This is a genomic window from Pseudomonas segetis, assembly GCF_900188155.1.
GTDB lineage: Bacteria > Pseudomonadota > Gammaproteobacteria > Pseudomonadales > Pseudomonadaceae > Aquipseudomonas > Aquipseudomonas segetis.
In genome coordinates, this window is record NZ_FZOG01000004.1 from 115,933 (window position 1) to 138,916 (window position 22,984).

General features: G+C 56.8%; 16 protein-coding genes, 1 other RNA gene and 1 pseudogene. 12 read left to right on the forward strand and 6 right to left on the reverse strand.

Features of this window, described 5'->3' with window-relative positions:
- Positions 1–38: 38 nt before the first annotated feature.
- A complete protein-coding gene (gene recN / locus CHB79_RS14425; protein ID WP_089360434.1) occupies positions 39–1,712 on the forward strand; it encodes a DNA repair protein RecN in 1,674 nt (557 codons plus the stop codon).
- Positions 1,713–1,818: 106 nt separating this feature from the next.
- Here recN and fur read toward each other — a convergent pair whose 3' ends face one another.
- Entirely contained in the window at positions 1,819–2,223 is a 405-nt protein-coding gene (gene fur, locus CHB79_RS14430; protein WP_089360435.1) for a ferric iron uptake transcriptional regulator, read from the reverse strand.
- A 97-nt stretch (positions 2,224–2,320) separates the two neighbouring features.
- On the opposite strand from fur, the gene CHB79_RS14435 reads away from it, so the two are divergent.
- Complete coding sequence (locus CHB79_RS14435; RefSeq protein WP_089360436.1) at positions 2,321–2,860, forward strand: outer membrane protein assembly factor BamE; 540 nt, start codon at positions 2,321–2,323, stop codon at positions 2,858–2,860.
- A gap of 126 nt (positions 2,861–2,986) precedes the next feature.
- Here the strand turns inward: CHB79_RS14435 and CHB79_RS14440 are convergent, their stop codons facing one another.
- Genes CHB79_RS14440 through CHB79_RS14450 form a run of 3 tightly spaced genes read right to left on the reverse strand, consistent with a single transcriptional unit; the run spans position 2,987 to position 5,179 of the window.
- Entirely contained in the window at positions 2,987–3,298 is a 312-nt protein-coding gene (locus CHB79_RS14440) for an RnfH family protein (RefSeq protein ID WP_089360437.1), read from the reverse strand.
- An 8-nt stretch (positions 3,299–3,306) separates the two neighbouring features.
- On the reverse strand, positions 3,307–3,741 hold the full coding sequence (locus CHB79_RS14445; protein ID WP_089360438.1) for a type II toxin-antitoxin system RatA family toxin: 435 nt from the start codon (positions 3,739–3,741) through the stop codon (positions 3,307–3,309).
- A 34-nt stretch (positions 3,742–3,775) separates the two neighbouring features.
- Positions 3,776–5,179: a sodium-dependent transporter gene (locus CHB79_RS14450; RefSeq protein WP_089360439.1), complete on the reverse strand. Its 1,404-nt coding sequence runs from the start codon at positions 5,177–5,179 to the stop codon at positions 3,776–3,778.
- A 181-nt stretch (positions 5,180–5,360) separates the two neighbouring features.
- Between CHB79_RS14450 and smpB the strand changes: the two genes are divergently transcribed.
- Positions 5,361–5,840, forward strand: coding sequence for an SsrA-binding protein SmpB (gene smpB, locus CHB79_RS14455; protein WP_010487528.1), 480 nt, complete (start codon positions 5,361–5,363; stop codon positions 5,838–5,840).
- A gap of 44 nt (positions 5,841–5,884) precedes the next feature.
- Here smpB and CHB79_RS14460 read toward each other — a convergent pair whose 3' ends face one another.
- The gene (locus CHB79_RS14460) at positions 5,885–6,658 is read right to left on the reverse strand and encodes an FCD domain-containing protein (protein ID WP_089360440.1); all 774 of its coding nucleotides are present in this window, start codon (positions 6,656–6,658) and stop codon (positions 5,885–5,887) included.
- Positions 6,659–6,954: 296 nt separating this feature from the next.
- Between CHB79_RS14460 and CHB79_RS14465 the strand changes: the two genes are divergently transcribed.
- The 4 genes from CHB79_RS14465 (at position 6,955) to CHB79_RS14480 (ending at position 13,321) form a co-directional block, all read left to right on the forward strand.
- Positions 6,955–8,652 carry an L-lactate permease gene (locus tag CHB79_RS14465; RefSeq protein ID WP_089360441.1) on the forward strand — a complete coding sequence of 566 codons (1,698 nt, stop codon included), beginning with the start codon at positions 6,955–6,957 and terminating at the stop codon, positions 8,650–8,652.
- 150 nt (positions 8,653–8,802) lie between these two features.
- On the forward strand, positions 8,803–9,948 hold the full coding sequence (lldD, locus tag CHB79_RS14470; protein ID WP_010487521.1) for an FMN-dependent L-lactate dehydrogenase LldD: 1,146 nt from the start codon (positions 8,803–8,805) through the stop codon (positions 9,946–9,948).
- A gap of 79 nt (positions 9,949–10,027) precedes the next feature.
- Positions 10,028–12,838 carry an FAD-binding and (Fe-S)-binding domain-containing protein gene (locus CHB79_RS14475; protein ID WP_089360442.1) on the forward strand — a complete coding sequence of 937 codons (2,811 nt, stop codon included), beginning with the start codon at positions 10,028–10,030 and terminating at the stop codon, positions 12,836–12,838.
- 207 nt (positions 12,839–13,045) lie between these two features.
- On the forward strand, positions 13,046–13,321 hold the full coding sequence (locus tag CHB79_RS14480) for a hypothetical protein (protein WP_089360443.1): 276 nt from the start codon (positions 13,046–13,048) through the stop codon (positions 13,319–13,321).
- Between the two features lie 123 nt (positions 13,322–13,444).
- On the opposite strand, the gene CHB79_RS14485 is transcribed toward CHB79_RS14480, so the two are convergent.
- On the reverse strand, positions 13,445–16,366 hold the full coding sequence (locus tag CHB79_RS14485) for an ATP-binding protein (protein WP_089360444.1): 2,922 nt from the start codon (positions 16,364–16,366) through the stop codon (positions 13,445–13,447).
- A gap of 147 nt (positions 16,367–16,513) precedes the next feature.
- On the opposite strand from CHB79_RS14485, the gene ssrA reads away from it, so the two are divergent.
- The 5 genes and pseudogenes from ssrA to CHB79_RS22060 all read left to right on the forward strand — a co-directional run bounded on the left by ssrA (position 16,514) and on the right by CHB79_RS22060 (position 22,892).
- Positions 16,514–16,900, forward strand: a transfer-messenger RNA (tmRNA) gene (gene ssrA, locus CHB79_RS14490).
- 245 nt (positions 16,901–17,145) lie between these two features.
- The gene (locus CHB79_RS14495; RefSeq protein WP_089360445.1) at positions 17,146–17,394 is read left to right on the forward strand and encodes a helix-turn-helix transcriptional regulator; all 249 of its coding nucleotides are present in this window, start codon (positions 17,146–17,148) and stop codon (positions 17,392–17,394) included.
- Positions 17,354–18,606 (forward strand): annotated as a pseudogene (locus CHB79_RS22220) (YfjI family protein). Before CHB79_RS14495 ends, CHB79_RS22220 begins: the two are co-directional and overlap by 41 nt.
- A 36-nt stretch (positions 18,607–18,642) precedes the next feature.
- Positions 18,643–18,846 (forward strand): hypothetical protein, encoded by a 204-nt coding sequence (locus tag CHB79_RS22055; protein ID WP_176443195.1) that lies wholly within the window; start codon positions 18,643–18,645, stop codon positions 18,844–18,846.
- Positions 18,847–19,124: 278 nt separating this feature from the next.
- Positions 19,125–22,892: a hypothetical protein gene (locus CHB79_RS22060; RefSeq protein WP_176443196.1), complete on the forward strand. Its 3,768-nt coding sequence runs from the start codon at positions 19,125–19,127 to the stop codon at positions 22,890–22,892.
- Positions 22,893–22,984 lie beyond the last annotated feature (92 nt).

Genomic DNA, 22,984 nt, shown 5'->3' on the forward strand with positions numbered 1-22,984 from the left:
GTATAAATAACCATATCAAACACCTCGGAGACCTCACCATGCTGGTGCACCTGTCCGTACACAATTACGCAATCGTTGAGCATCTCGATCTAGAGCTGGAGCGCGGCATGAGCGTAATCAGCGGCGAGACAGGTGCAGGCAAGTCGATCATGCTCGACGCACTCGGCCTGACCCTGGGCGACCGTGCAGACAGCGGCGTCGTGCGTCCCGGCGCAGACAAGGCCGACATCCTCGCCAGCTTCGACCTTGATGACATCCCCGAGGCCCGCGCCTGGCTGGCAGAGCGCGACCTGGACAATGACGGCCCCTGCATTTTACGCCGGGTGATCACCGCAGAAGGCCGCTCACGTGGCTACATCAATGGATCACCCTGCCCCCAGGCCGACCTGAAGGCCCTTGGCGAGCTACTGATTGATATTCACAGCCAACACGAGCATCAATCACTGCTCAAGGCTGAAACCCATCGCCGCCTGCTCGATGAGTTTGCCGGCAGCCAGGAACTGGCTCGCCAGGTATCACTGGCAGCACAACGCTGGAAACAAACCCGGAACGAGCTGGAACGCATTTCCAGCATCGGCGATGAACAACGCGCGCGCCACCAGTTGCTCAGCTACCAACTCGAAGAACTGGACAACCTGGGCCTGGTCGACAACGAACTGGAGCAACTTGAGCAGGAGCACAAGAACCTGACCAACGCCGAAAGCCTGCTCAGCGCCTGCCGCCAGGTATTGGAGCTTTGCAGCGAGAGCGACGCAGGCAACGTACTGTCAGCCCTCACAGGCAGCCTCAACCGTCTGAGCAGTTTCCAGGGCCAGCCCGGGGCGCTGACAGAAGCCAGTAATATGCTCGCCAATGCCCAGATTCAAGTCGAAGAAGCCGTTGGCGAACTCAATCGCTTTATTGATCATTTCGATGCCGACCCGGAGCGCCTGCAAACCCTCGAAGAACGCCTCGATGCTATCTATACACTGGCGCGCAAACACCGGATCCAGCCCGACCAGCTGCCGCACATGCAGCAACAGCTGTTCGATGAAATCGAAACCCTCAACGCCGACGACCAGGCAGCAGAGCGCCTGAGCGAGGAACTCAGCGCATTCGAGCGCCATTATCAGGAAAAAGCCGCAGAGCTCAGCCGCCTGCGCAACAAAGGTGCCGACAAGCTCGGCAAGGCGGTCCAAAAGGAAATGCAAACCCTCGGCATGCCCGGTGGACGCTTTAGCATCCAGCTGCATGCCAGCAGCAGCCCCGAACCGCAGGTCAACGGTTTGGAGCAGGTTGAGTTTCTGGTCAGCGCCAACCCGGGCCAGCCACTCAAGGCCCTGGCCAAAGTAGCTTCGGGCGGCGAGCTCTCCCGTATCAGCCTGGCCATCCAAGTCATCACCGCGCAAACGTCACGGGTACCAACCCTGGTATTCGACGAAGTTGACGTGGGCATTGGCGGCCCGACTGCCGAGGTCGTCGGCCAGCTACTGCGCCGCCTGGGCGATCGCGGGCAAGTTCTGACCGTCACCCATCTGCCACAGGTTGCGGCGCAGGGGCACCAGCATCTGTTCGTGCACAAGGCGCGTGGCAATGACGCCACTCGCACCGCAGTGAGCAAATTGAGCAACGATCAACGTATTGAAGAGATCGCCCGGATGCTCGGCGGCGTCGACCTGACCGATGAATCCATCGCACACGCCCGACAAATGGTCAGCAGCGCCCAAGCCTGAGTGCACTCAGTCCATAAAAAAGGCGACCAACGGGTCGCCTTTTTTGCATCACGACGCGAACAAATCGCACCAGGCAAGGAGCTTCAGGGTTGCCCCGGAAGATCTATCAACGTTTTTTACGTACGTAGAGCACTAGATTGTGGTCTACGAGCTCAAAGCCATGCTCGCTTACAATTTCTTTTTGACGCTTTTCAATCTCGGAGTCGACAAACTCGATCACCTCGCCAGAATCCACACAAACCATATGGTCATGGTGGCCGCCATCGGCTAGTTCAAACACTGCATGGCCGCCATCGAAGTTATGACGAACAACCAGGCCTGCGGCCTCAAATTGCGTCAACACCCGGTAAACAGTGGCCAAACCAACGTCCTCACCCGCCTCCATCAGCGATTTGTAGACATCCTCTGCACTCATGTGGCGCTGACCTGCAGAATCCAGCATTTGCAGGATTTTCACCCGTGGTAGGGTTACTTTCAGGCCAACCTTGCGTAGTTCGTTATTTTCAACCATGGTCTGCTTTCTCGAGGAAGCGGTTTCGCAGCTTCCCTTATTACGGGTATGATCGGGGTTTACGTTGCCCAGCCAAGATAGTGGAAGTCACGCACCGATGCAAAAAACCAAGCTCCTGCTGACCAGCCTCACCTTTACGGGGCTCATCGCACTCGCCGGTTGTTCATTCCCCGGGGTTTATAAAATCGACATTCAACAGGGCAATGTCGTCACACAAGACATGATAGACCAGTTGCGCCCAGGAATGACCCGCAAACAAGTGCGGTTTATCATGGGCAACCCGCTGATCACAGATACCTTCCATGCAAATCGCTGGGATTACCTGTACAGCATGCAACCGGGTGGTCGTCAGCGCTTGCAAGAACGCGTGAGTCTGATGTTTGACGACAACGACCAGCTTATAGGCTTAGCCGGCGACTTTATGCCAGGCGTCAGCCGTGACCAGGAAATCATGGGCGACGAGCCTGCGACGACAGTCACGCCTGCTGACGGCAGCGAAGAGCAGCCGCAAAAGGACACGCCGCAAGTTGACGAAGCGCCACCGGCACCTGGCTCGCTCCTGGAGCAGATCCAGAATGACGTCGACAGTGCGGAGCCTGCTGCCGTGCCGACACCTGAGCCACTGGATACCGAATAAGGGTCTCCAGCTGCCAGCAATAAAAAAACCGGTGAAAACCGGTTTTTTTATTGCTGGGCACACAGGCAAGACTTTTATCATCTCCCCAGGGGCCTGCGTGTCGAGCGCTGACAGGTGATGCCGTACCTAGTCCCTGGTCTTGGCCTTGGCTGCTTTGGCGGCACGCTGCTTGCGCACCTCCTTGGGGTCGGCAATAAGCGGGCGGTAGATTTCAACTCGCTCCCCCTCCTCCATCACACGCTCTTCAGGCTTGGCCACGGCCTTGCCAAAGATGCCCAATGGGCTATTGGCTAGATCGAGGCCCGGAAAATGCGCCTGCATACCCGACATCTCCGCTGCCTGGCGCATGGTGGTGCCGTACGGCAGGCTCAATCTCAGCAGCTTTTGCTTATCAGCCAGGGCATACACCACTTCGACCGCAATGGTTTTGCTATCCATGGGACGGATTATCCATATAAGTTCTTGGCCCGCTGGCAGAACGCATCGACCAGGGTGTTGGCGGCCTGGTTGAACAGCGGTCCAAGGGTTGCGCGGACAATGGAGCCGGCGTAGTCAAAGGTCAGATCAAGACTGATTTTACAGGCCTTGTCGCCCAGAGCCTTGAACTCCCAACGTCCATGAAAATGGTTGAACGGGCCATCTTCAAGGTTCAACTCGATCGACTGCCCCGGGATCAGGGTATTGCGCGTGACAAAGCGCTGGCTGAAGCCGGCCTTGGCCACTTCAAGACTGGCGACCATCAGCTCGTCGGTGACTTCAAGCACCTCACTGGCGGAGCACCAGGGCAGGAACTCTGGGTAGCTCGCCACGTCATTGACCAAGTCGTACAGCGCCCCTGCCGGATAAGGCAACAACGCCGAACGTTGAATATGCGTACTCATAAATCTGCGACTTCATGCAACACGAACATAATTCTCACTTAGTCAGTTCAGCAACAAACACAATCAAAACACCAATAGGTGCCACGACGCGAATCAACCACAAGGCCATGTTGAACAGCAGCGGGCTTTTGATCGATAACTCATCGCGCACCGAGTCGCGAGTCATGACCCAGCCTGCAAACATGGCGAACGCCAGGCCACCGATGGGCAGCAAGATACGGCTGGTCAGGTAATCGATGCCCTCGAAGAAGTTCTTGCCACCTTCTGCGCCCCACTGGAACAGGTGGAAGCCGTCATTGGCAAATACAAAGAACTTGGCATCGGCGCCGATATTGAACGATAGCACTGTCCCCATGCCCACAACCCAGCAGAACACAGCCAGCATGCTGGTCACCGCCGTGCGACTGCGCCCGGTACGCTCGACAAAGTAGGCAACTGCCGGCTCGAGCATGGAAATAGACGAACTCCAGGCAGCCAGGGTGACCAATACAAAAAACACCAGACCCATGACCTGTCCGAACGCCACATTGCCAAAGGCAATCGGCAAGGTGACGAACATCAGCCCCGGCCCACCACCCGGCTCAAGCCCGGCGGCAAACACTATAGGGAAAAGCGCCAGGCCAGCGGTGAGCGCGACCAGGGTATCAAGCAACCCGACCGTGAGCACCGTTGCTCCAATCGAAGACTTTTTCGGCATGTACGAGCCGTACACCATGATCGAACCCACACCCACGCTGAGCGTGAAGAAGGCATGCCCCATCGCGGCAAGAATCCCGCCCTGGACCTTGCTGGGATCAAAGTGAAACAGGAAGTGGAAGCCTTGCATGAAATGCCCGGTGGTAAAGCTGTAGACGAGCAGGATCAGCAGCAATACAAACAGCATAGGCATCATGATCCGCAAGCTGCGCTCAAGCCCGGCCACAACGCCCTTGGCGATGACAAAGCCAGTGCCAAGCATAAACAGCGTATGCCACAGCGTCAGGCGCCACGGGTTATCCGTCAGGCCGCCAAATGCAGCGCCAGCCCCCTCAGCGCTGATGCCGGAGAAATTACCCTGCCCCATGCCAATGATGTAATCCAGCGACCAGCCTGCAACCACGCTGTAGAACGACAGGATCAGTAACGCCGCAACCATGCCGATCACCGCTGCGACTGACCAATAACGCGAACCGCCAGACTCTTTGGCCAGGCTGCGCATGGAATTGACCGGGCTTTGCCGGCCACGACGACCGATCAGGGTTTCAGCCAGCATGATTGGCAGTCCAACCAGGGCGATGCACACCAGATACATGGCCACAAAGGCACCGCCACCGTAAAGGCCGGTCATGTAGGGGAATTTCCAGATATTGCCCAATCCAACCGCCGACCCGGTGGCGGCCAGAATAAACACCCAGCGGCTGGCCCAGGCGCCGTGAATCGAGACTTTATCGTTTGCCATGTGCGGCTAGCCTGTTGTGCGGATTAAAAAAGATCGCGCATTGTCCGAGATAACGCGGGGCGGCTCAAGCTCACATGGCACGCGCGCCGAGGAATGGATGCAATGCGAGGCAATCAATTAATCAATTGTCATGCATCAGCAGATAGCGCGAGCGCGTGTGACTCCCTATAATGCGCCGCCTATGGCTAAACAAAAGAAACAGAGCGAAAACACCATCGCGCTTAACAAAAAAGCGCTGCATGACTATTTCATCGAAACCAAGTTCGAAGCCGGGCTCGCGCTCGCTGGCTGGGAAGTGAAAAGCATGCGTGCCGGCAAAGCCCAGTTGACCGACAGCTATGTGCTGTTGAAAAACGATGAAGCTTGGCTGATGGGTTGCCACATCACCCCGCTGACCACTGCAAGCACCCATGTGATTGCAGACCCGACACGCACCCGCAAGCTATTGCTCAACAAGCGCGAGCTGGAGAAGCTGTTCGGCGCGGTCAACCAGAAGGGCTATACCTGCGTTGCCTTGTCGATCCAGTGGAAGGCCCATCTGGTCAAGTGCACCATTGCGCTGGTGAAGGGCAAGAAAGACTTCGACAAGCGGCACACCGAGAAAGCACGTGATGCCGACCGTGAAGTTCAGCGCGCCATGCGCACCAAGGGCAAAGAGTAAAACGCGGCTCTCAATGACCGCGACTTGCCCGGCTCGGCGCCGGTCTAGGGATGGCGCGTCGAACGGCGCTGCGCCCTGGCCTCGCGCTGAACTTGCTGCTGCACCTCGGCAAGGACTTCCTGCACGTAATCAATGTGCTGATTGGACAACGCCCGCGCATCATCCGCACGCCCGCCAATAATCGCCTCATACAACGCCCGGTGCTGGTTGATCAGCATGTCCCGGGTTTCGCTGCGCTGCTCATACATTCCGCCGATATTGGTCACAACGTTGCGCTTGAGCAAATCAAACAGGCCGCGAATGGTATGCAGCAGCACCGCATTGTGACTGGCTTCGGCGATAGCCAGGTGAAACTGCGCATCGGCAGCCCCCTCTTCGGCTCGGGTCACCTTGCCACTGCGGTTATAGCAATCCTGTAGAGCATCGAAGGCACTCTTCAAGCGTTCAAGGTCGAGCTCGGTCGCGCGTAGCGCGGCGTAATAGGCACAGGAACCTTCCAGGGTATGGCGAAACTCAAGCAGGTCGCGCTGCGCCTCGGGATTGCTCTCCATCAGCAGCAGCAATGGATCACTGAAGGTCGAGCCCAGTGTTTGCGCCACATAGTTACCGCCGCCTTGACGACTGACCAGCAACCCCTTGGCAACCAGCTTCTGGATAGCCTCACGCAGGGACGGCCGCGAGACACCGAACCGCTCGGCCAGCACGCGCTCAGCCGGAAGACGCTCGCCAACCTTCAGCGATCCTTCAAGAATCATGGTTTCCAGTTGCGCCACGATGTCGTCGCTGAGGCGACGCTGGCGCAAAGGCCCAACTTCCATAACTAACCCTCAATGGTTTGACCATTCGTCACTTGGAACAGTGCGAAGAAACAAGCCTATATCCTGGCCCACAGCCGCACAACAGCAGGCCATCCGACCAAAGTCTTAATCTCGCGGTTTGACAGCCAAGCCTACTACTTTTAACCTGAGCGCTACATTTTGTAAATTGGTATTACCAATTTATCGAATTTTTAATAACAATAACTTTTGAGGTTCGTCATGTTTTGCTGCTCTGAACAGCCAGCTTCGCTCGCACCTCCATGTCACACCTACGCGCTACTGAGCGGAGATTACAGATGACTTCCGGTGTACTCGCTTTACTCGCTTTCTCGCCTATTTTGCTCGCTGCCATTTTGCTGATCGGCCTGCGCTGGCCAGCTAAACGGGCCATGCCTTTGGTTTACCTGCTGACTGCCGCGGTCGGTTTGCTGGCCTGGGACATGAGCTTCACCCGCATCCTGGCCTCAACCCTGCAAGGCCTGCTGATCACTCTTGGCCTGCTGTGGATCATCTTCGGCGCGATCTTGCTGCTCAACACACTCAAGCATTCTGGCGGCATCACCGCGATCCGCGCCGGGTTTGCCACCATCAGCCCCGACCGCCGCATTCAGGCGATCATCATCGCCTGGCTGTTTGGCTGCTTTATCGAAGGCGCATCAGGCTTTGGCACGCCGGCGGCGATTGCCGCGCCACTGCTGGTTGCCATTGGGTTCCCAGCCATGGCCGCTGTGCTGATGGGCATGCTGGTGCAAAGCACACCCGTGTCATTCGGTGCCGTCGGCACGCCGATTATTGTCGGTGTCAGCACCGGGTTGGACAGCCATGCGATTGGCGCACAACTGCTGGAGCAAGGCTCATCCTGGGCGCAGTTCCTGCAGTTGATCACCAGCGAAGTGGCAATCATCCATGCCATTGTCGGCACTGTGATGCCGCTCTTTATGGCGATGATGCTGACCCGCTTCTTCGGTCGGGAAAAAAGCTGGAAAGCCGGCTTGGAAGTACTGCCGTTTGCGATTTTCGCCGGCCTGGCCTTCACCATCCCCTACGCCTTGACCGGTGTATTCCTCGGCCCTGAATTCCCATCGCTGATTGGTGGCCTTACCGGCTTGGCGATTGTTACCAGCGCTGCGCGCATGGGTTTTCTGGTGCCGAAAACAAGCTGGGATTTTGCCCCGGCCAAAGACTGGCCTGCCGAGTGGATCGGCACGGTCGAAATGAAACTTGATGAACTGGCCAGCAAGCCAATGAGCTCGCTGCGCGCCTGGTTGCCTTATGTGCTGGTTGGCGTATTGCTGGTGATCAGCCGCATATTCCCCGAGGTTGGCAACGCGCTTAAGGCCGTGGTGATCAACTTCCCGGACTTGCTGGGCGAAGCCGGCGTCAGCGCTAACTTCCAGCCACTGTACCTGCCGGGCGGAATCCTGGTTACCGTGGTATTGGCAACCTTCTTCCTGCACGGCATGAAAGTACGCGAACTGACGGCTGCGGTAAAAGAGTCCAGCTCGGTATTGCTCAGCGCGGGTTTTGTCCTGCTGTTCACAGTGCCGATGGTGCGTATCCTCATCAACTCAGGGGTTAACGGCGCGGAACTGGGCAGCATGCCAATCGTCATGGCGCGCTGGGTGGCAGATAGCGTTGGCGGGATTTACCCATTGCTCGCACCAAGCATCGGCGCCCTGGGCGCATTTATTGCTGGCTCCAACACCGTCAGCAATATGATGTTCAGCCAGTTCCAGTTCGGCGTGGCCAGCAGCCTTGGTTTTTCCAGCGCATTGATTGTTGCCGTGCAAGCCATAGGCGCCGCCGCCGGTAACATGGTGGCTATCCATAACGTCGTGGCAGCATCGGCTACCGTTGGCCTGCTCGGCCGCGAAGGCAATACGCTGCGCAAAACCATCTGGCCTACGCTGTACTACGTGCTATTGACCGGCATCATTGCCATGATTGCCATCTATGGCCTGGGTATCAGTGATCCATTGTTGGCCACGCATTAACAGTTGCCATGCGACATGCCCGGTATTTCCGGGCATGTCGCTGCCAGCAACCCCTATATTCCAGAGCGCGCGCAAGGCTGTGCACGCATCGTTGAGGACAGCGCCCGCCTGGCAAGCTCCTCATAATCAACATCACAGGGTGCTTTATTGATGATTATCTCTGCCTCTACTGATTACCGCGCTGCTGCCCAACGCAAGCTTCCACCATTTTTGTTCCACTACGCCGACGGCGGCGCTTACGCCGAGCACACGCTGCGCCGCAACGTTTCCGACCTGGCCGACATCGCCCTGCGCCAACGGGTGCTGCGCAACATGTCCGAACTCAGCCTGGAAACCACGCTGTTCAATGAAACCCTGTCGATGCCCGTGGCGATAGCACCTGTCGGCCTGTGCGGTATGTTCGCCCGTCGCGGCGAGGTTCAAGCCGCGCGCGCGGCCGATGCCAAGGGCATTCCGTTTACCCTGTCGACCGTTTCGGTGTGCCCGATCGAGGAAGTCGCCCCGGCGATCAACCGCCCCATGTGGTTCCAGCTGTATGTATTGAAAGACCGCGGTTTCATGAAAAACGCCCTTGAGCGCGCCAAGGCCGCCGGGGTTACCACCCTGGTGTTTACCGTTGACATGCCAACTCCAGGCGCGCGCTACCGTGATGCCCACTCTGGCATGAGCGGCCCGAACGCAGCGGCACGGCGCATGTTGCAAGCTGTGACTCACCCCTCCTGGGCGCTCGATGTTGGCTTGCTGGGTCGCCCCCATGACCTGGGCAATATCTCGACCTACCGTGGCAACCCAACCGGGCTGGCCGACTATATCGGCTGGCTGGCGAACAACTTCGACCCATCGATCTCCTGGAAAGACCTGGAGTGGATTCGTGATTTCTGGGACGGCCCGATGATCATCAAGGGCATCCTTGACCCGGAAGACGCCAAGGATGCGGTCAAGTTCGGCGCCGACGGCATCGTCGTCTCCAACCACGGCGGTCGCCAGCTCGATGGCGTGCTCTCCAGCGCCCGTGCGCTTCCAGCCATTGCCGACGCGGTCAAGGGCGACCTGAAAATCCTTGCCGACTCGGGCATCCGCAATGGCCTCGATGTAGTACGCATGGTCGCCCTGGGCGCAGATTGCGTAATGCTCGGTCGCGCCTTCCTTTATGCACTGTCGGTAGCAGGTGAAGCTGGCGTACGCAATCTGCTCGACCTGATCGAAAAGGAGATGCGCGTGGCAATGGTGCTCACTGGCGCTAAATCCATCAGCGAGATCAGTGCGGAATCACTGGTGCGTGAACTAGGCCGCTGAAACCTTATAAAAACCCGGCACTGGGGCTCATGCCAGCCCCAATGCCAGCGTTCAACTACCGATGACCCACGGAGCTCGCATGAGCCTGCCTGCTGCATTCCTGACTGAAGTTAAACGCCTGATTCCGACCGAGCGCCTGTTTGATGACCCGCTCTCGACACTGGCATTTGGCACGGACGCCAGTTTCTACCGCCTGGTTCCCAAGCTGGTGGTACGGGTCGAGTCAGAGGCAGAAGTCGTCGAGCTGTTGAAGTCTGCCGCCACGCATCAAGTGGCGGTGACGTTCCGTGCGGCAGGCACCAGCCTTTCCGGCCAGGCCCTTAGCGACTCGGTACTGATCGTATTGGGTGACAACTGGAACGCACGGGAAGTGCGTCAGCAAGGGGCGCAGATTCGCCTGCAGCCCGGCGTCATCGGCGCCCAGGCGAATATGGTCCTGGCGCCATTCCAACGCAAGATCGGCCCAGACCCGGCCTCAATCAATGCCTGCAAGATCGGTGGCATAGTCGCCAACAACGCCAGCGGCATGTGCTGCGGTACGGCGCAAAATAGTTATCACACACTCGCCGGTATTCGCCTGGTATTGGCTGACGGCAGCGTGTTCGACAGCGAAGACCAGGCCAGTGTTGAGCGCTTTCAACAAAGCCATACCGAGCTGCTTGCTCAACTTAAAGCGCTAGGCCAACAAACCCGGGCCAATACCGAGCTGGCGGCAAAGATCCGCCACAAGTATCGGCTGAAGAACACCACCGGCCTGTCACTCAACGCACTGGTCGACTTCGATCAGCCGCTCGATATCCTCAGCCACCTGATGGTCGGCTCCGAAGGCACCCTGGGCTTTATCAGTTCAGTCACTTACGACACGGTGCCGGATCATCCGCACAAAGCCAGCGCCTTGATCGTATTCCCGGATGTCGAGACCTGCTGCCGCGCGGTCACTGTCCTGAAAAACCAGCCGGTGTCCGCCGTCGAGCTGCTCGACCGCCGCAGCCTGCGCTCGGTCGAGAACCAAAAAGGCATGCCAGAGTGGGTCAAGGCGCTGTCCGCCAACGCCTGCGCATTATTGATTGAGGCGCGCGCCGCGGGCGAGAGCTTGCTGGCCGAGCAACTGAGCCAGATCAGCGCCTCCATCAGCCATTTCCCGGTGGAAAAACAGGTCGAGTTCAGCAGCGACCCACTGGTCTACAACCAGCTGTGGAAAATCCGCAAAGACACCTTCCCGGCCGTGGGCGCCGTGCGCGAGACAGGCACCACTGTCATCATCGAGGACGTCACCTTTCCGGTCGAACAGCTTGCAGAAGGGGTTAATCGCCTGCTTGGGCTGTTCGACAAACATGCCTACAGCGAAGCCATCATCTTTGGCCACGCACTCGAGGGCAACCTGCACTTCGTCTTCACCCAGGCATTTGATTCACCCGAGCAAGTGGCCCGCTACGAAGTCTTCATGCAAGACGTGGCCCAATTGGTGGCGGTGGAATTCGGTGGCTCGCTCAAGGCAGAACACGGCACCGGCCGCAACATGGCGCCGTTCGTTGAATTGGAATGGGGCCGCGATGCGCATCAATTGATGTGGCAAATCAAGCGCCTGCTCGACCCACAAGGCATCCTCAACCCGGATGTTGTGCTCAGCACCGACCCGCAGATTCACTTGAAGCACCTCAAGCCATTACCGGCGGCCGATGAGATAGTCGACAAGTGCATCGAGTGCGGTTTCTGTGAACCGGTTTGCCCCTCAAAAGGCCTGACCCTGAGCCCGCGCCAGCGCATTGTTATCTGGCGTGATATCCAGGCCAAAAAACGTGCAGGCCTCGATACCACGGCGCTTGAGCGGGACTATCACTATCAGGGCATCGACACCTGCGCAGCCACTGGCTTGTGCGCGCAGCGCTGCCCCGTAGGCATCAACACGGGCGACCTTGTGCGTAAGTTGCGCGCCGGAGAGGCCACACATGCCCGCACCGCCAATTGGCTTGCCGATCACTTCGAGACTGCACTCAATGGCACGCGGGCCACGTTGACACTGGCCAACGGTGTTCGCAAGCTTCTCGGAGCGCCACGCCTGCAAAGCCTCTCCACTCGCTTGAGCCATGTATCCAGACAGCGGATTCCACAATGGACGCCAGCCATGCCCCAAGCGGTACGCCCCATACGCGTCCATCCCCCAGCCAATGATGCCCGCCCTCGCGTGGTCTACCTGGCTGCTTGCGTTTCACGCGCCATGGGTCCGGCATTCAGTGACAGCGAGCAAATGCCACTGATCGACAAGACCCGCAGCCTGCTGGAGAAAGCCGGCTATCAGGTTGTGTTCCCCGACGCCCAGGAAAACCTCTGCTGCGGCCAGCCTTTCGCCTCCAAAGGTTACCCTGAACAAGCCGAACGCAAGCGAACCGAGCTGGTCAATGCATTGCTCGAAGCCAGCCGTGGCGGGCTTGATCCAATCTACTGCGACACCAGCCCCTGCACGCTACGCCTGATCCAGGACGGCATCGATCCACGGCTCAATCTGCATGACCCGGTGAAATTCATTCGCGAGCATTTGCTTGATCGCCTGGAAATAACCCCACAAGCCAAGCCCATTGCCTTGCACGTGACCTGCAGCACTCAACATCTGGGGGAAGCCCAGGGCTTGATCGACATTGCCAGGCGCTGCGCAACCCAGGTTGTCATTCCAGAAGGCATTCACTGCTGTGGCTTTGCCGGTGACAAGGGCTTTACAACACCGGAGCTCAACAGCCACTCGCTGCGTGACTTGAAAGACGCTGTGCAGATCTGCGATGAGGGCATTTCGACCAGCCGCACCTGCGAAATTGGCCTGAGCCATCATGCCGGAATTGACTATCACGGCCTGGTCTACCTGGTTGACCGGGTTTCCCGACCACGCTCGATTTAAGCCTTTGCCGCACACTTGCGACCACAAGTGTGCGGCTTTATGTGCTCAATCGTCGCCCCCGCAACCAAAGCCTGGCAATTGGAAAAATCTGAACTTTCGATCAGTGGACAGGGTCATTTTCAGTGAGCTCTTGAAAATTGGCTTGAGAATCTCCGTAGGCGTGACTGAGTCAGCTCACGGGATCAACCACTGAAAAGGATGACTATCATGAAACGTATTTCAGCTTTTGTTGTTGCAGCCGCCCTGACAGCACCGGTATTTGCAGCAGATGACCTATGTGACGTTAACCTGCAAAAACTGACCGACAACTCAGCCGTTATCAGCACGCTGGGCTCCCCGCTGAAAGAGCAGGTCGAAGAGCATTTGAAAGCAGCCAAGGAAGCCCAGGCTGCTGGCGATTTGAAAGAATGCGGTAGCCATGCGGAACAAGCACTGCAGATGCTCAAAGGCCCCAATGGCGACACCAATACCGACGCAGGCTAAACACTGCGCCACGACAGGTGGCGGGTTACCCCGCCACCAGCGTTAGAAAGCCAGCTTGAATGCTGGCTTTTTTATGCCAGCACCACACACCTTGCACAGCTGCAGCACCCCGCATTACAGGGCTCATAAACGAGCCGCTTGATTTACAAGGTGCAGCGACGACAACAGCAGACGACGCAAGGTCTTGAGCTCCACCGGCTTGGCCATGCACGCCCGGGCACCCAGCACCCGCGCCTGTGCAAAAAGATGCTCATCAGACTGCCCACTAATCACGATGATCGGCAAACCAGTGAACGCCGGATTACCGTGGATACTGCCGAGCAGCTTCAGACCCTCGCCTGGAGTGGGTAAATCGAGGTCCAACAGCAGCAGGTCGGGCAGCTCTTCATCGAGCGCAGTCAAGGCCTGCTGGGCACTGCTGGCGCCACGCACATTGGCCAAGCCCTGCAAGACATCATTGGCGAGCTGCGCCATGGCCAGGTTGTTATCGACACAGAGCACCAGCGGTATTTGCTGTGCCAGCGAGCCGTCATCCTGGCGCTCGCTCGGCTTTCCGGCGCTCTGTAGATCAATCCAGAAACAGCTGCCCTGCCCCAGCTCGCTGGTAACGCCGATCTCCCCCCCCATCAAATGGGCAAGCTCGCGACAGAGCACCAGCCCTATACCTGTGCCAGGAATGTTCGAGCTTTCTCGACCGAGCCGCTGGAAGGGTTCGAACAGCTGCTTGACCTGCTCCTCGCTCAACCCATCACCGCTGTCGCAAACCCACAACCGCACCGAGTCGGAACGCACCTCGTAGCCAAGCCTGATACTGCCCGGCGGAGCGTTGTACTTGATCGCGTTAGACAAGAAATTGAGCAGTACTTGCCGGGCTCTGCGCACATCTGCGAATACGTACAGCGACACATCCTTGTTAATGTCCACATCGATGTTCAACTCACGACGCCGCGCTTCAGGCTGGAGCAATTCAGCGCAACCATGTAGCAGGGCGGAAACGTCGACAGCCTCCATGCGCAATTGCTGGGTACGACTTTCAATGCTCGACAGATCAAGAATGTCATCGACCAGTGAAGTCAGGTGCCGGCTGGCGTTGACGATTTCCTGCGCGTAGTCAGCCTCTTGCTGGCGGCCTGGCTTGCCTTGGGTATCGAGTTCAATCAGTTGGGCAAACCCCTGGATTGCATTGAGCGGCGTTCGCAACTCATGACTCATGCTCGACAGGAACCGGCTTTTGGCCTGACTGGCAGACTGCGCTTCCAATGTGGCGCTGCGCAGCTCTTCCTGGGCGAGCTTGAGCCGCGTCACATCGACATAGGTACCGGCAATACGAGTGGCATGGCCCTGCTCGTCCCGCTCCAGCACCTTGCCGCGGCTGAGCAACCAGACGTAGTTACCCTGTGCATCGGCATAACGGTATTCCGCCTCAAAATGTTCTTGATCACTTTGGGAAAACCGCTCGCGCAAATGACGCAGGCGCTCAACATCATTAGGGTGCAAGCGCTGGTTGAAATCAGTAAAGGTGACCATCTGAGCCGGCAGCCCAAAACGCTTGCGAAACCGCTCGCTGACCCTGATCGTCAGCATCTGCCTGTCTACTTCCCACAAGCTCTCGGTCGTGCTCTCAAGCACTAGCTGCAGTATGCCTTGAGCTTCCTGGCGCTTGATCTCGCTCGCCTGCAGTTGCTCGGCAGTCTGTAGCACCGCGGTTGAGATTGACTCCAGTTCGTTGATTTCGCTGTGCACCGCTTGCAGCTTGTATTGCCCGCCACCGAGTTGACGCAGCATTCCTACGATTGCATCAATCGGATCAATCAACAAAGCGCTCAACCGCTTGGAGCGCAGCCACATCCAGCCAAAAAACAACAAGTAGAACAGCAGCAAACCGACAATCATCAGGTAGCCGATACTCTGGTAGTGACTGGCGATACGGTTGGTCTCGCGAAAGATATTGACCTCATCTACCACCAATAGCAGCTTCCAACCCGTTTGCTTGACCTCACTCCATGCAACCAACTGCTTGCGGCCATTTAAATAGGTCTCGGTCACCGAGCTATCACCCTGCTCCATGGCTGCCAGCAGAGATTGCATATCTTTGCGGCCAGTCAAGCTGAAGCGCTTGGGCTTCAATACTTCAGCACTAACCGCACCACTGTAGGACGCCTCGGTAAGCTCCTCCAGGCCAAAATCCTGCTCACCCGCCTTGGGCAGCACCATGATGGTGTTTTGCGGCCCGATAAGCACGGAATAGCCATTCCAGGGCACAATCAAATCGCTGACTTCCTCGATCAACTCACTGACAGTGACATCCAGGCCAGCCACGCCCTCAAGAAAGTCGCCGCGATACACCGGCGCAATCGCCGACATCACCCAACCCTGACCCGCAGGATCGAGATAAATATCGGTCCACACCGTCTTGCGCTGCGGGTTGTGTTCGGCGTCAGCCTTGTAATAGAAGTTGAACTTGGTCATATCGAAGTCACGCGGGTATTGCGCAAGCGTATCGATAGAGGGGTAAATCCGGTTGTAGCTGTCCCAGGTATTGAAATAGGCCGCCGCCACGGTCGGGTTCGCCGCATGAATGGAGCGCAGGAGCGGGTCAATCTGGGCGAGTCGCAGGACCTTCTCGTGATCTTGTTGCGCCAAGGGGGTCAGGTTTGAGTAAAACGATGCCGCACGGTTTTTCAGTGCTTGGGAGTAGTAAATACCTTCAGGGGTGGTTCGATAGCGATTAAGCTCAAGGGCATCCGGCTTGAAATCCTTGTCCTGCAGCGCCTGCAAGGTTGCATCGCGTAGCAGTTCAACCTGAACCTGCACGCCCCTCAAGCGACTCTCGATCACCTGCCGCTCGCGGTCGACGGAGGTCGACAACTGGCTAAGCGCATTTTCACGCAGATAGCCCATCTGCGCTTCACGTATTGCCGAATTGCTCAGCATGTAGACAGCAATCAAAACACACTCGACCAGCACCAGCGGAATCAGCGAGCTCTGTACAAATGCCCGCCATATCCATTGGCGCAGCGGATAGGGCGATACCCGTGATGACATACCCTTGCCTCTTCCTGAAGACCCAATGGCTAGCAGCCGCCATCATACATGCATCAGAGCGGGCGACTCAGCAATCAAGTATTGGCGGTCGACGCACACAGGGGCTTTGTCGTACACTAGAGCGGTCTTAGAGACGCACCACCGTTTGGGGCCGATTAGGATTCGACGCCGGTAGCGAAACTCGAGGGGCATGCCGAGTGGGTAACAGAACTCGTAAATCCACTGTTGCAAACTTTATAATTGCCAATGATGACAATTACGGTGCCCAACTAGCTGCGTAAGCAGCCTAGTCGCACTTCTGGTAGCTTCGGCTCCAGCAATCATTAGGGGATGTCTGTAAACCCGAAATGATTGTCATATAGAACAGAATCGCCGCGTAGTACGTTGTGGACGAAGTGGCTAAAACTTACACAACTCGCCCAAAGCACCCTGCCCGTCGGGCGGCCAAGGGTTAACTTAATAGACACGGCTAAGCATGTAGAACCGACAGCGGAGAACTGGCGGACGGGGGTTCAAATCCCCCCGGCTCCACCAATTTAGCTTTATAAATCAGGCACTTAGCGAATAGCCACAGTGCCTTTTTTGTGTCTCTTAGGGCCGTTTTGGTTGGGTAATGCCAGCTTTATGACAGCCTCCCTTCCCGCGAAGCCCATCCGCGACTGTCATCTTTACCTCACATCAGGCAAAGCGCTTTCCGACGCTTTTCCGGTTTGAAATCGCGCCACAGCGGTCTGTCAGGGGTATTAAATCTGTGTCGGCTTACACACAGAGACCCACAAATGCCGACACATGCCCCCAAGAAGTACCTGATCAGCCACATCTCTCTGCAGCACTGCTTTGATAAGAGCCGCTCGGGCCTTGAAAAGCTGCGCGAAACCGATCCCAGCTTCCCGCGCCCCATCAAATTTGGACCGAGCAAACAGGCTGGCGTTTACTTCGTCGTCGCAGAGGTAGAGGCCTGGTTGGAGAGAAAGATCAGCGAGCGTGATGGAACCCCTCTGGATCTCGCTGAGAGAGAGGACCAATGAGCACGCACGAGCAGATACCGTCGTTCTTGGCAGAGATGCCCGAGCGGGCACTTGCCTCATACCTGACCCCTGGCATGACGAACTGCTGCCTACTGCTCTTCAGGAATACGTGCGGGATATCGCTGAGCGCACCCAGTGCCCGCCTGATTTTGTTGGAGTCGCGCTTGTAGTGGCTGTCAGCACTGTAGTCGGGCGCAAATTCACCATCCACCCGAAACAACACGATGACTGGATGGTCGTTCCCAACCAGTGGGGAGTCATCATCGGGCGGCCGTCTGCGATGAAAACTCCAGCCCTCAAACAGGCAATGCTTCCATTGCGCAACTTAGAGTCCAGAGAGCGTGAGCGCTATGGCCAGGCTCAAGCCGAGCACAAGGCCAGCAGCGAGCTGCTCGACATGAAGCGCAACGCAGCCAAGGCCAAAGCCAAAAAACTTCTCGGTGGTGGTGACGAGGACGCCGCTTTAGCAGAACTGAATAGACTCTCGAGCGAGAACCAGGCTCCAATCCAGCGTCGCTACATCGTCAACGACTCAACGGTCGAAAAACTCGGCGAGTTGCTCAACGAGAATCCAAACAGCCTAGTACTTGAGCGTGACGAGCTGGGGGGCTGGCTGGCAACGATGCAGAGCGAAGACGGCTCAGTTGCGAGAGCCTTCTATTGGAGTGTTTCGATGGCAACGGCTCATTCACCTACGACCGTATCGGCCGGGGCAACATTTTCATCGAGTCATGTTGCTTGTCGTTAATCGGCGGTATTCAACCCTCACGAATCGCATCTCTTGTAAACGCTGCCGTCAGCGGCGAACTGGATGACGGCCTGACTCAGCGCCTGCAACTGGCCGTATACCCCGACGATGTGCGCGAATGGCGTCTGGTCGACCGCTGGCCGGATACAGACGCCGCTCAGCGCGTGGAACAGCTTATTGACCACCTCGATCGGCTGCCCTCCGAGCCTCGTACTGCACTCAGGTTCAGCCCAGAAGCACAGGAAAAATTTAACGTTTGGTATACCGGTCACATGCAACAAAGCCGGAACGAACATCTTCACCCGGCATTGCAATCCCATTATCTGAAAATGCCGAAAACTATTGCGGGCTTGGCTCTGCTATTTGAGCTGATTGAAGGTTGGCGGGAAGCTGTGGGTCCAGAGTCCACTGACCGCGCCATTGAATGGGCAAACTACCTGATGAGCCATGCCCAGCGGCTGTAGGGCGCGGCAATCAACGCCCCACTTCTCGGGGCACGGTTGCTCCTAGAACGTCAGCAGAAATTGCCCGAGCCGTTTACCGCACGGGAAGTGCGCCAGAAGGATTGGACGGGATTGGGTTCGCAGGATGCCGTAAATAATGCGCTCGCAGTTCTGGCTGAACACGACTTCATCGTTGGCTACGAGGTGGCCGGAGAAAAAGGTGGCCGCCCATCGACACGCTATGTCTGGCGAAAAACGTAGCTCCGACCCAGCTTGTTTATTAAAAAGGCCGGCGGGGCGACCTACAAAACCTACGAAACCTAGTTCTGCAGGTTTTGTAGGTAGCCTTACCCTGGCAGGGAGGAGTTTTCTTCGCTCAAGTGGAGATAACTCTTTTTAGATGCTCGGGAGCTCGGCACAAGGCCTGTCTGTACCCGCTGCATACCTGGCAGTTTTATTCTGACGTGCGGTAGAGTGCGCTTCTGCTAAGGAGCCGCGCTATTTCGGCCACCACCGCTGCACCATGTGAAAGGAGAGATATGTTGAAATGGATCAGCGCGCTTGAATTAGGGCAGTGGGCCGACACCCTCCAAGCCAAGGATAAAATGCCCGAACTGGTGGCTGACCTGATCTGGGCCACAACCTTGAGGGTCAAGCGGCTTCGATTTCTGCAGGGTGACATGGGGCAAATCCGAGGGTTTGATGGCTACCTTGATGTCGATTCAACCTCTCCATTCGTGCCAGACGGAAAGTCGATTTGGGAATTCGGGACTAATGGCGCAGGCAAAACTAAGGCACAAGGTGACTATAACAAGCGCACCGCCGAGGTGGATGCAGAAACCCGTGCTCAGCACACCCTAGTCATCGTATCGCCAAGGACGTGGGACACGCCCAAGGTAAAGGTTGAGGACTGGCTTGATGAAAAGAACAACCAAGGGGATTGGAAGCGTGTCGTCTACCTTGATGGCCCATTGCTGGAGGATTGGCTTGGGCAAAGTCCGGCTGTAGCATCCCGATGGGCCCGTTACCAGTTCAGGAGCGCACCACAACAAGGTGTGCTCAGCACGGAAGAGTTCTGGCAGTCCTTTTCCAACCGTTTTGATCCTGCACTGTCGGAAGACGTTCTGCTCGCAGGGCGTGAATCCCAGGCTGAAGATTTGCTGCGAAACCTGGCCCAGGGAAGTGGACGCTTGGCGTTTGCTGCGGACACTACCGATGAAGTCATCGCCTTTGCAGTCGCCGCTATTCGCAAGGCGCCCGAAACTGTGCGCAAACCGCTCGAAGCTCGCACCTTGGTTGTTGAGACAGAGGATGCAGCTAGGCACTTAGTCAACACGTGCAACCTTATCTATCTTCCAAGAAACGGTGCGCGCAGCTGCGTTGGACTCCTCAAGACTTCTGGCCCTACAGTGATAAGTGCCGGGGCGGATGACAAAAAGAGCGATCATGTTGAGCTGACGCGACCGACTAGCGCCCAACTTGGTAAAGCGTTCACCGGCATGGGGATGTCTGAAAGCGAAGGGTACGAAACTGCTCGCAAATGTGGTCGGAGCCTGGCGGTCCTGGCTCGACAGAAGCCTAGCGGTACCGCTGAGTTGCCAACATGGATCGGCGAGGCTGATGCATTAATACCAGCAATGCTGGCAGGAGCATGGGTCTGTGATATCGAACATGATCAACAAGTTCTCAGCTCGCTCAGCCAGAAACCCTATGACGAAACCGAGGATGATCTGCTCAGATTCTTGGTCATGCAGGATTCGCCCATCGAACGCATTGAGAATTTGTGGGCGACAAAAGCCCCAGTAGACGCGTTCCTGCACCTTGCTCCTCGGGTCGGACGCAAGCACCTTGACCTATTCAAAGCGGCTTTGACCACTGTTTTCGAGTCGGCTGTGGCCTCGCATAAGCCTCCGACTGCAGACGAACCATTCGTATTGCGCAACAAGCGCGACCTGGAAACCTCGCACAGCGAACAACTCAGAAACGGATTGATGACCACGCTGCTACATATGGCAGTACTGCATAAGCATGCTGGCTTCACGGTAGCGGGGGGTGATCCGCAAGCTTTTGTAGATGTCTTGGTTAGGTCGATTCACGGCTTGTCGACCAACCATACGTTGATGGCAAGCCTGAACCAAAATCTTGCGCTGCTTGCTGAGGCATCTCCTGGCCCTTTTCTTGAAGCCCTCGAGCGCCAGCTTGAGGGCGACTCGCCGTCAATCCGGCACATTTTCGACGAGCACCCCGGAATGCTCACACCAGTGACATACCACTGCGGTTTGTTGTGGGCACTGGAAGTAATCGCGTGGAATGCCTTTTATTTTCAGAGGGCCGTGCTGTGCCTTGCCAAGCTTGCCGCAATCGACCCGGGCGGCCAATTGAGCAACCGTCCTATCAACAGTCTGCGCGCAATCTTCCTCTCTTGGGTACCAAGTACATCTGTGGGAACAAAGCGTCGGTTGGCCGTTCTGCAGTCAACGGTCAAGGCTGTCCCGAGCATTGCTTGGCCGCTGCTCACTAGCTTGCTCCCCCGTTCAGGGGATACCAGCTCTCCAACCGAAAAACCGAAGTTTCGGGAATACGAGCAGGATCACGCTGAGACCCTGACTTATGGTCTGGTCTGGGAGAGTGAAGCCAAGATCATAGCACTGGCGATAGATGAAGCAGGTTCGATTGCGGAGCGCTGGGTTTCCTTGATTAACTCAATGCAGACCTTCCATGACGCTCCTTTCGAGTCTGCTGTCGAACGGCTCGGTGAAGTGCTAAGCGCCGTCGACACTGACGACAGAACCCAAATCTGGAAAGCCCTGAATCTGGAGGTCAAGCATCACCAGAAATATTCGACCACAGACTGGGCGATGCCGAATGAGCGTATTGAGCTTTTGGCTGCCCTGGTCGACCGATATGCCCCTAAAGCATTAGTAGAGAACCACACTTGGTTGTTCGACGATTGGATGCCGCCTGTGGACGGCCTTGATGACGATGATGCTGACCCAACCAAGGTTGTGGAGGATGCCCGTCTGCAGGCTCTGAAGGCGGTGTATGAGGCGCTGGGCGTTCAGGGCATCTTGCAGATGACGAGCCGCGTCAAGATTCCGCACTCCGTGGTTTACTCCGCATTGCGTCTTGACATGTCTTACGACGAGCGCCTCGCGTTGTTCACTGGCCTGCTAAGTAGCGCAGTGCAGGAGCTAGAGTTTGCTGCTGGAGCAGTGATGTCGGATGGAATCACTCGCTTTTCAGATAAGTGGAAGCAGGCGGCGCGTTCGGCAGTACTGAGAGTCGGCCTAGGTTCTGATCGTGTAGTTAGAATGATCGAACGTATCCCGGAAAATATGCAGACATGGCTGTACATCGAGTCCTTCGGAGACGAGATAACGAAAGCCTATTGGTCTCTGAAAACACCCTACCCGCTTGAAGTAAGCACCGATGAGCTGCTCCATGCAGTCCGCAAGTATCGAGAGGTTGGGCGTCCTGTCGCCGGCTTGAGCGCCGTATCCCGCAGACTCGGTGAGATTCCGACAGAGGATGTTGTAGCGCTGCTAATCGAGGGCGTTGAGGAGCAAAACGCCCAGCCTGGCGATCGTATGGCCACCAACTTCTTTGACATTGAGAAAGTCATTAGTGAGTTGGCCGACCGACCGGACACCACGCTGGAACAAATTGCGAGTCTTGAGTTTACCTACCTCCCGATGCTACGCAACGATCCAAAAGCCTTGCATAAATTGCTGCTTGAACAGCCCTGCTTCTTCATGGAAATGGTGTGTCAAGTGTTTAGAGTCAAGGACGAAAAACCAGTGGAGACTTCTGCATTGCAGAAAAGCCGAGCCACTAATGCTTATCGCTTATTGAAAAGCTTAAAGTCCTTGCCAGGTCAGTCTGATCAAGATGTCGACCAGGATGCGCTACTAGCCTGGTGTCTTGAGATCCAGCGCTTGGCAGCGGAGCAGAATCGTCAGGACATCACTGATCAATTGATCGGCCAAGTTTTGGCACATGCACCATTGAGCTCAAAGGATGGAGCATGGCCACATGAAGCAGTTAGACATGTCATCGAGACGCTTGCTTCTTCTCAGGTAGAACTCGGGATTCGCATCGAAAGATTCAATATGCGAGGTGTGTTTTGCAAAGCGATAGGGGAAGGCGGTGATCAGGAGAGGAGTTTGGCCCGTCAAGCACAAGAATGGGCTGATGCCTCGTTGGATTTCGCACGTACCAACACACTGCTTGAGGCCATCGCTCAGGCATGGCTGAAAGACGCTGAACGCGCAGATACGATGGCCAAGCAGGACGCTCTGCGTCATTGATTCGCGGTATGCGCGCCGCCAGGCCAGCCCCAGTCGAGGCGGATTGCTTCATCGCCTATGACTTGCGGGAGGACATAGCACGACACCACGTG